At 72.7% G+C, this 6,448-nt stretch carries 6 protein-coding genes; 2 read left to right on the plus strand and 4 right to left on the minus strand.

Going from position 1 to position 6,448, the window contains the following annotated elements:
• Positions 1 to 5: 5 nt before the first annotated feature.
• Positions 6 to 998, minus strand: coding sequence for an RNA polymerase subunit sigma-70 (locus tag BGO37_RS03370; protein WP_291752265.1), 993 nt, complete (start codon positions 996 to 998; stop codon positions 6 to 8).
• A 105-nt stretch (positions 999 to 1,103) separates the two neighbouring features.
• Here BGO37_RS03370 and BGO37_RS03375 point away from each other — a divergent pair, with 105 nt between their 5' ends.
• Positions 1,104 to 2,255 (plus strand): SDR family NAD(P)-dependent oxidoreductase, encoded by a 1,152-nt coding sequence (locus BGO37_RS03375; RefSeq protein WP_291752268.1) that lies wholly within the window; start codon positions 1,104 to 1,106, stop codon positions 2,253 to 2,255.
• Between the two features lie 23 nt (positions 2,256 to 2,278).
• Here BGO37_RS03375 and BGO37_RS03380 read toward each other — a convergent pair whose 3' ends face one another.
• From BGO37_RS03380 to BGO37_RS03390, 3 genes are all read right to left on the minus strand, one after another.
• Entirely contained in the window at positions 2,279 to 3,226 is a 948-nt protein-coding gene (locus tag BGO37_RS03380; protein ID WP_291752270.1) for a sugar kinase, read from the minus strand.
• Positions 3,227 to 3,298: 72 nt separating this feature from the next.
• Positions 3,299 to 4,609, minus strand: a complete 1,311-nt coding sequence (locus BGO37_RS03385; RefSeq protein ID WP_291752273.1) for an alpha-glucosidase/alpha-galactosidase — start codon at positions 4,607 to 4,609, stop codon at positions 3,299 to 3,301.
• Positions 4,610 to 4,683: 74 nt separating this feature from the next.
• Complete coding sequence (locus BGO37_RS03390; RefSeq protein WP_291752275.1) at positions 4,684 to 5,439, minus strand: DeoR/GlpR family DNA-binding transcription regulator; 756 nt, start codon at positions 5,437 to 5,439, stop codon at positions 4,684 to 4,686.
• Positions 5,440 to 5,658: 219 nt separating this feature from the next.
• Here BGO37_RS03390 and BGO37_RS03395 point away from each other — a divergent pair.
• The coding region (locus BGO37_RS03395; protein WP_291752277.1) for an ABC transporter substrate-binding protein at positions 5,659 to 6,448 on the plus strand (790 nt) is incomplete at its 3' end.

Raw genomic sequence — 6,448 nt, forward strand, 5'->3', positions numbered from 1 at the left:
GCGCCTCAGTCGAGCGTCCTCGGCAGGCCCAGGGCGGCGGCCGTCGCGGGCTCGAAGTGCGTCACCTCGTCGACGAGGCCGTCGCGGACGCGCACGACGAGCACCCCGACGAGGTGCAGGCCGCCGGCGACCGGGTCGCGGACGTACTCGCCCCAGGCCGGCTGGCGGTTCGCTCCGACGGGCACCATCCGCTCGATGGTGCGCCGGTGCGCCGACATCGCGGCGAAGAAGCCGGCCGCCGCTCGCGGACCGTGGTACTCGAACGGCAGCGGCGGCATCCGCACCCAGACGTCGTCGGTCATGAGCGCGACGAGCTCGTCGACCGCGCCGGCCGTGAACGCGGCGACGAAGCGCTCGAGCAGCTCCGGGTCCGGCTCCCCGGCGGCCGGCGTGCCGGTGCCCGCGAGCGCGGCCCGCGCTCGCTTGAGCGAGCCGTTGAGCGAGTCGACGGTCACGTCGAGCAGCTGCGCCGCCTCGGCCGCGGGGTAGCCGAGCACGTCGCGCAGGAGCAGCGCCGCACGCTGAGCCGGCGGCAGCAGCTGGAGGGCCCGGACGAACGCGAGCGAGATCGCCTCGCGGGACTCGTAGCGGGCCTCCGGTCCCGGGACGTCGTCCGCGATCTCGGCGAGCGCCTCGTCGGGGTACGGCTGGAGCCAGCGGACCGCGTCCTGGCCGGTCGGCGGCGCGGCCGGGGCGGGATCGGCGCCCGCCGGTCGGCGCTTCGCGGACCGCAGCTGGTTGAGGCACTGGTTGGTGGCGATGCGGTACAGCCACGTCCGCACCGAGGAGCGCCCCTCGAAGCCCGGCAGCGCGAGCCACGCCTTGAGCAGCGTCTCCTGCACGGCGTCCTCCGCGTCCTGCAGCGAGCCGAGCATGCGGTAGCAGTGCGCCTGCAGCTCGGCCCGGTGGGGGTCCACCAGCGCCCGGAACGCCTCCCGGTCCCCCTGCCGCGCCGGCACCACCAGGTCGTCGTCCATCCCGGTCCCTTCGTCGCTCATGCCCGTACCGACACCGAGAACGCCCCGGACTGGTCGCGACCAGTTTCCGCCGTCGTCCGTGTCTACCCGGATCGACCAGCTCGAGCACGACGAAGGAGCGACACCATGAGCATCGACCACACCCTCGACGGCAGCACCGTCCTCGTCACCGGGGCCAACCGCGGGCTCGGGCGCGCGCTGCTGGAGGAGGTCCTCCGCCGCGGCGCGGCCCGCGTCTACGCCGCGGCCCGCACCCGCCTGGCCCACCCCGACGACCGGGTCGTCCCGCTGGTCCTCGACCTGCGCGACCTCGTGAGCATCGAGGCCGCGGCCCGTGCGGTGAAGGACCTCGACCTGCTCGTCAACAACGCGGGCATCGGCGCCGTGGGCGACGACCTGACGGACGTGCCCCTCGTGCTCGAGCACCTGCAGGTCAACGTGCTGGGCCCGCTCGCGCTGACGAACCACCTGGTCCCGGCGCTGAGCGCGTCGCGCGGCCGGGTGCTCAACGTCGGCTCGGTCGCCGCGCTGGCGTCCCTGCCCGTCATGCCGTCGTACTCGATCTCGAAGGCGGCGGCGATGTCGCTCACCCAGTCGCAGCGGGCCCTCCTGGGGCGCCACGGCATCCGGGTGCACCTCGCGGTGGCCGGCCCCATCGACACCGACATGTCGCGCGGCCTCGGGATCCCCTCGGCGGCGCCCGAGACCGTCGCCGCCGCGATCGTCGAGGGTGTGCTGCGCGGCGACGACGAGATCTTCCCGGACCCGGTGTCGGCCACGCTCGCGGCCGGCTGGGACTCGGGCGTCGTCAAGACCCTCGAGCGCGCCAACGCCGCGCTGCTGCCGCCGGCGGACTTCACCACGACGTTCGTCGTCTCGAAGCCGCCGGCCGACGTCGTCGCGGCGATCAGCGACCCTCGCGGCTGGTGGGACGGGGAGATCACGGGCACCGCCGACCGGCCCGACGCCGAGTTCACCTACCGCTACGCCGACATGCACACGAGCGTGCAGCGCGTCGCCGAGATCGTCCCGGGCGAGCGCGTGGTGTGGGACGTGACGTCCAGCCGGCTGTCCTTCGTCGACGAGCCCGAGCCGTGGACCGGGACCCGGATCGCGTTCGACGTCGCGCCGGACGGCGACGGGAGCCGCGTGACGCTGGTCCACCACGGGCTGGTGCCGGAACGCGAGTGCTACGACCAGTGCTCGGCCGGGTGGGAGCACGTCGCCGGCCGCAGCCTGCGGGAGTTCATCGAGACCGGGCAGGGCGTGCCGTTCTGAGACCCAGCGGTCGCCGGCGCCCGTCAGGCGGGCGTCAGCGACCGCTCGACGGCCTGCAGCTCCGCGAACGTCCGGTTGCCCGACATCGGCCCCCGCCGGGTGACCGCCATCGCGCCCGCGACGTTCGCGTAGCGCAGGGCCTCCGCCGCGTCCATGCCCCCCAGGTGCAGCGCGAGGAACGTGCCGCCGAAGCAGTCGCCGGCACCGGTCGGGTCGACCTCGTCGACCGCCAGACCCGGCACGCGCACCTCGTCGGCCCCGCGCCGGAAGAGGCTCGCACCCGCCGCGCCGCGCTTGACGACGACCAGCTCGGCGCCGCCGGCCAGGAGCCGGGCCGCGCACCGCGCGTCCGTCCCGTCGCCGAGGAGCGCCGGCAGCTCGCCCTCGCTGGCCAGGACCAGCCACGCGCGCCCGAGGATGCGGCGCAGCGCCGCGACGTACTCCGGCCGATTCAGCATCTCGGGGCGGAGGTTGGGGTCGAACGAGGTGCGGACGCCGAGCGCGGCGGCGGCGGCGTCCACCTCGAGCAGGGCCTCGACCGCCGCCGGGCTGAACGCGCTGCTGCCCATGAGGTGGACGCAGTCCACGCCGCCGAGCGCCGCCTCCGGCTCCGTCAGGCGGAACCGGCCCGACGCCGTTTCCGGCAGGTGGAAGACGAACGAGCGCTCCCCCGAGCTGCGATAGCTGACGAACGCGACACCCGTCGTCCCGGTCTCGTCGACCCGCACCCGGTCGAGGCCGACACCGCTCGCACGCAGCCGAGCCAGGCAGGCCGCGCCGAAGTCGTCGGCGCCGACGCTCCCGACGAGCGACACCTCGGCACCGCACAGCGCCGCCTGGTCGGCCAGGATCGCCGGCGCCCCCGAGGGGTACGGGCCGCGCCAGCCTCCCGGGGCGAGGTTCGACTGGTCCACCTCGTCGGCGACCATCTCGACGAGGATCTCGCCGATGCACAGCAGCCGCGCCGTCACGGTCACCTCCCGAGGGCTCAGCGTCGAGGGCGTGCCCGGCGCGCCGTCGCCGACACGCCGGGCACGTCCCCGCTACAGGGTGACCTGGACCCGCAGGGGCTCGGGTAGCAGGTCGCCGTGGGCCTCGACCATGGCGTTGCACAGGTCCCAGATCTGCTCGACGGTCAGGCTGGCCGACGTGTTGGCGTCGACCATCGCGGCCTGCCGCAGCAGCCGCGGGTCCCCCTGGACGGCGGCGGCGACGGTCAGCGTCCCGGTGCCGATGTAGGCGGCGTTGACGGCGGCGAGCTGCGGCGGCAGCGCCCCCATCGCCGTGGGGTGGATGCCCGCGCCGTCGACGGTGGCGGGCACCTCGGCGGTGAAGCCCGCCGGCATCCCGTCGATGAGGCCGGCGTTCGGCACGTTGACGACGATCGTGCGCGGCGTCCCGGTGACGATGCTGTGGACGATCTGCGGCGCGTACTCCTGCGCCTCGTGCTCGCGCTCGCCGATGTCCTCGCCGGCCAGCAGCTTGTCCCGCGTCTGCTCGTACTCGGCCACGTTCTCCCGCGAGATGCCCAGGTAGTCGCCGACGGGGATGCGCAGGCGCTCGATCTCGGCGTCCGAGTGCATGTACCAGGGCAGGTACTCGGCGGAGTGCTCGCTCGACTCCGTCGGGAAGTAGCCGAGCCGCCGGTACATGTCGACGCGCACCCGGCGGCGCTGCTGCTCGTCCTGCGCGATCCGCTCGTCCAGGCGCGGGTAGAGGTCGACGCCGTCGTGCTCGAGGCGCAGGATCCACGCCTGGTGGTTGACGCCGAAGGAGCGGTACGTCACCTCGTCGAAGGGCACCCCGACGAGCTCGGCGAGGCCGCGGACCGTCCAGTAGACGGAGTGGCACAGCCCGACGGCCTTGAGGGCGGGCGCCACGGCGTGCAGGTAGGCGATGTTCATCGCCATCGGGTTGGTGTAGTTGAGGAACCACGCGTCCGGGCAGACGTCCAGCACGTCCCGCGCGATGGCGGCGAGCACCGGGAAGGTGCGCAGGGCGCGGAAGATGCCGCCGATGCCGACGGTGTCCGCGATGGTCTGGCGCAGCCCGAACCGTGCCGGCACCTCGAAGTCGACCACCGTCGACGCGTAGCCGCCGACCTGGATCGAGTTGATGACGAAGTCCGCACCCTGCAGCGCCTCGCGCCGGTCGAGGTGGGAGGTGATGACCGGCGCCGCGCCGCGCCGCGCGGCCGTGGCGCGCGCGATGCCCTCGGCGGTGGCGAGGCGGTCGGGGTCGATGTCGTGGAGCCTGATCCGCAGATCGGGCAGGTCGTCGAAGGCCAGCAGGTCGGCGAGCAGGTCGCGGGTGAAGACGACGCTGCCGGCACCCAGGAACGCGATGGTGGTCACGGGGGACGACCCTGCACCAGGTCGCGCAGTTTTGCAAGATCCGCGCAGAACTGATCAGTCCGGGTGAGCGGAGGCTAGACCGCGTGGATCCGGACGCCGCTCTCGGCGAGCTCACGCAGCTGCTGCGGGTCGGCGCCCGTGTCGGTGACGATGTCGTCGACCCGGGCCAGGGGCACGATCCGGGCGAAGGTGACGTGGCCGATCTTCGAGCTGTCGGCGATGACCACGCTGCGGCGGGCGCGCTCGAGGAAGTTCCGATCCGTCTGCGCCTCCATCTCGTGGTACGTGGTGCACCCCTCCTGCGCCGAGAGGCCGTCCACCCCGATGAAGGCGATGTCCAGGTGGTAGTTGTCGAGCATCATCTCGGCCGCCGGCCCGACCATCTCGTAGCTGGGCCGCGCGACGCCACCGATGACGACGAGCGTGATCTGCGGACGAATGGCCAGTTCAGCGGCGATATTGATGGCGTTGGTCACGACGGTGATGCCGCGCCGGTCCGCCAGCGCGCGCGCCAGCTCGGTCGCCGTGGTGCCCCCGGTGAGGCCGACGACGGCGCCGTCCTGCACCAGCGCGGCCGCGGCCCGCCCGATGCGGCGCTTCTCGTCCTGGTTGCGCGTCGACTTCACCAGCACGGACAGCTCCTGGCCGGTGTCCCCGACGACCGCGCCGCCGTGGGTGCGGACCAGCAGGTGCTGGGCCGCCAGGGTCTGCAGGTCGCGCCGGATCGTCGCCCCGGACACCCCGAGGAACGAGGCCAGGTCCGCGACGTCGACGCTCCCGGTCTCGGCCGCACGCTTGAGGATCGCTGTCATCCGATCGGTCTTCCGCACAGCCGGATGCTAGAACACGCAGTCCGATTGCGCAATTGAGCGCCGTGCTTCCGACTTTCGCGCATCTTGTCCGCGCGCGTTGACGTTCGGCCGGTCCTGGATCTAGCGTCCTGCGTGAAGTGCGCAGAATCACGTCGCAGTCGAGCGCACACCTGCGCAAATGATCACACCGCGTCCGAGGGACGCGTGTGGACCGGACCCAAGGGAGGGCCGAGGACCATGACGACAAGGCGATCACGGGCGGCGTGGCAGGGAGCCGCCGGGCTCACCGCCGTCGCACTTCTCACGGCGGCGTGCAGCAGCGGCGGTGGCGGGACGCCGGCCGCGACCGGGGGGTCGACGCAGACCTCCGGCGTCACCATCACGGTCGCGCTGCCGACCGACCCGCCCCCACAGGCAGACCTCGACGCGTTCACCAAGGCCACCGGGATCAAGGTGACGTGGTCGTCCTCCGACTGGGACAGCCTGCAGACCAAGATCTCCGCCGCCGCCACCGCGAACACGTACTTCGCCGACGTGACGAACGTCGACTGGTCGCGCGTGGGCCAGCTGGGCAAGCTCGGCTGGTTCCTGCCGCTCGAGACCTACCTCGACGCCAACAGCCTCAAGTCCGACATGCCGCAGCTCGCGTCGTTCACGCTCGACGGCCACATCGTCGGCGTGCCGTACGACTCGTCGTACATGGTCACCACCGTCAACACCGAGCTGTTCGCCAAGGCCGGGATCACGACGATGCCGACCACCATCGACGAGTACACGAACGACCTGAAGCAGATCAAGGACAAGGGCGTGGTGCAGTACCCGCTCAACATCCCGTTCGCCGCGGCCGAGGGGCTGTCGACCTACTGGTACGAGACCACCCAGGCGTTCGGCGGCACCGTCCTCGACGCGAAGGGCAAGCCGCAGTTCACCGACCCGAGCTCCCCCGGCTACAAGGCCGCCCAGTGGATGGTCGACGCCGTCAAGAACGGGCTCGTGCCGCCCGGCAACATCAACGTCAACGACAGCC

Source organism: Cellulomonas sp. 73-92, from assembly GCF_001898175.1.
Classification (GTDB): domain Bacteria; phylum Actinomycetota; class Actinomycetes; order Actinomycetales; family Cellulomonadaceae; genus Cellulomonas.

Bases quoted from the DNA above. Each gene is read 5' to 3' on its own strand.
- BGO37_RS03370 (WP_291752265.1), bottom strand. From the start codon at position 998: ATGAGCGACGAAGGGACCGGGATGGACGACGACCTGGTGGTGCCGGCG.
- BGO37_RS03375 (WP_291752268.1), top strand. From the start codon at position 1,104: ATGAGCATCGACCACACCCTCGACGGCAGCACCGTCCTCGTCACCGGG.